Origin of the sequence: Dietzia sp. UBA5065, from assembly GCA_002415925.1 — a bacterium.
Taxonomy (GTDB): Bacteria; Actinomycetota; Actinomycetes; order Mycobacteriales; family Mycobacteriaceae; genus Dietzia.
In genome coordinates this window covers 1-2,429 of record DIAZ01000131.1, presented here as the reverse complement: position 1 = coordinate 2,429, position 2,429 = coordinate 1, and the positions used below count along the sequence as shown (strand labels likewise).

Sequence of the window (2,429 nt, the reverse complement as noted above, 5' to 3'; positions counted from 1 at the left end):
GTAGTCGGGGGAGTGCTGGGGTTGGAGCTGGACTGCGATCCGGACCGGGCGCGCGGGAGTCGACGTCATCTCCCCATTGTGGGGCCTGGCGCCTGCCCGCGCACCCCCTCGGGCCCCGGGTTAGGTCGACATCTCGCAGGGATTTCCCTCGAATCTCCTGCGAGATGTCGACCAAACGGGAGGGGGGGTCAGCGGGGGTCGTCGCGCTCGAGGAGGAACCAGAAATGCTCGCCGTCGCGCACGGTGCCGCGGCCGTTCATCACGGCCAGGAGGGTGACCGGCCGACCGTCCGCGCCGGAGTCGACGACGGCGAAGTGGTCGATCACCGGCAACCGGTCGTACACCATCGACGCACACGGGCGACCGCGGAACGAGACCTCCCACAGGGACGCCCCGCCCCCGCCGGTCGCCGAGGTGTCCGGCACGACCTCGCCGGAGTCGTCGGTGACGAGGATCGGGTCCACCTTGCGGGGATCGCGGAAATCCTTGCCCCACCAGCGCATCCCGCCCAGCATGCCGAACATGGGATGACCGGTGTCCAGCCCGGTGCCCCGCCAGCGGCTGCCGGCGATGTCGCCGACGCGGGCGGGTTCGAGCGAGTCCCACAGCGTCGACACCCGCTCCGACGGCACCGCGTCGAGGGACCGGATCGCTGCCAGTTCCTCCGCGGCGGTGGAGGCGCTCACAGCCCGTAGGTCTTCCCGATGATGTCCCGCTGGACCTCGTTGGTGCCGCCGTAGATGGTGGACACGACCGCCTGGCGGACCAGCCGCTCCATGCCGTACTCGGTGGCGTACCCGTATCCGCCCATGGACTGCATGCACTCGAGCGTCACACGCTTGCTCAGCTCGGTCGCCTTGAGCTTGGCCATGGAGGCCTCCCGCGGGAACAGGGCCGTGGGGTCGGAGTCGTCGACCTTCTTCGCCACCGCGTAGACGAGCAGGCGGGTGGCCTCGATCTCGGTGGCCAGGTCGGCCATGCGGTGGCGGATGACCTGGAAGGAGCCGATGGGCCGGCCGAACTGCTCGCGCTCGCGGACGAACTTCAGGCAGTCGTCGAAGGCGCGCTGGGCCACGCCGAGTTGCATGGCGGCCAGGATGAGCCGCTCCGTGTTGAGGCCGGTCATGAGCTGCTTCCAGCCGCCGCCCACCTCGCCGATCACGGAGTCCGCGGGCAGGCGGACGTCGGTGAAGTAGAGGTCGTTGACCTCCTTCCCGCCCATGGTCTCGATGCCGGTGATCTGCAGGCCGGCGACGTCGGCGGGGACGTCGAACATGGTGATGCCCTCGTGCTTGGCGCCCGAGGAGTCGGTCCGCGCCACCAGGAGGATGCGGTCGGCGAAGTGCGCGTTGGAGCACCAGGTCTTCTGCCCGGTGATCACCCAGTCGTCGCCGTCGCGCTCGGCCTTGCAGCGCAGGGCCGCGACGTCCGATCCCGCGCCGGGCTCGGACATGGAGATGGAGAGCGTCCCCCCGTTGACGACCAGCTCGAGGGCGCGCCGGCGCTGTTCTTCCGAGCCGAACTTCTGGTACGCCGCGGCCGTGATGAGGGTGGGGCCGATCCCGCCGATGGGAGCGAGGCCGCGCAGGGAGTGTTCGAGCAGCAGGCAGAGTTCGACCGCTCCGGCGTCGGAACCGCCGTACTCCTCCGGGACGGTCAGTCCGAGCCAGCCGAGCTCGGCCATCTTGGCGTAGACCGCCGGCGAATGCGTGCCGCCCTCGGTGGTGAGCTCGCGCCGCTTCTCTACGCTGCCGACCTCGCGCGCGCAGAAGTCGTCGATGGACCGGGCGAAGTCGCGCTGCTCGTCGGTGAGGATGTCGAACACTTCTGGCCTCGTGTTTCTGTCGGGGTGTGGGGACCACGGGGTATCGGTACCGTGGGAAGTGGACTAGTGTGGCCCGTATCACGTTACGTTACATCAGATATATGTGATCTGAAACGAGAGGACGTCAGATGACCACCACAGAGCCGGGGACCACGGGGCCGAGCAAGACCGGACCCACCTTCGCCAGTCTGGACCCCCGCGACGGAACCGTCCTGGCGGAGTACCCGATCGCCGGACCGGAGGAGGTGGCGCTCGCCGTGGAGCGGGCCCGCGCCGCCGCCCGCTGGTGGGCGACCCAGGGCCCGCGCGGGCGGAGGGAGTGGCTGCTCGAGTACAAGCGCGCCATCTCCTCCCGCGCCGAGGAACTGGCCGCGCTCATCTCGGCCGAGACCGGGAAGCCGGACGAGGACGCGACGCTCGAGGTCATGCTCGCCGTGGGCCACCTGGAATGGGCGGCCAAGAACGCCGACAAGGTGCTGCGGCGCCGCGCGGTGTCCGCCGGGTTGCTCATGAGCAACCAGGCCGCCTACGTCGAGTACCAGCCCTACGGCGTGGTCGGGGCGATCGGGCCGTGGAACTACCCCGTCTTCACGCCGATGGGCAC

Annotated in this window: 3 protein-coding genes; 1 reads left to right on the top strand and 2 read right to left on the bottom strand. The window is 69.8% G+C overall.

Going from position 1 to position 2,429, the window contains the following annotated elements; all coding sequences use genetic code 11:
* Positions 1-188: 188 nt before the first annotated feature.
* Both B4M60_RS10270 and B4M60_RS10265 read right to left on the bottom strand, forming a co-directional pair.
* Entirely contained in the window at positions 189-686 is a 498-nt protein-coding gene (locus B4M60_RS10270; RefSeq protein ID WP_291083227.1) for a GXWXG domain-containing protein, read from the bottom strand.
* Entirely contained in the window at positions 683-1,825 is a 1,143-nt protein-coding gene (locus tag B4M60_RS10265; RefSeq protein ID WP_291083224.1) for an acyl-CoA dehydrogenase family protein, read from the bottom strand. Before B4M60_RS10265 ends, B4M60_RS10270 begins: the two co-directional genes overlap by 4 nt.
* A gap of 128 nt (positions 1,826-1,953) precedes the next feature.
* Here B4M60_RS10265 and B4M60_RS10260 point away from each other — a divergent pair.
* Positions 1,954-2,429: aldehyde dehydrogenase family protein (locus B4M60_RS10260; protein WP_291083221.1), on the top strand; the 476-nt coding region annotated here is incomplete at its 3' end.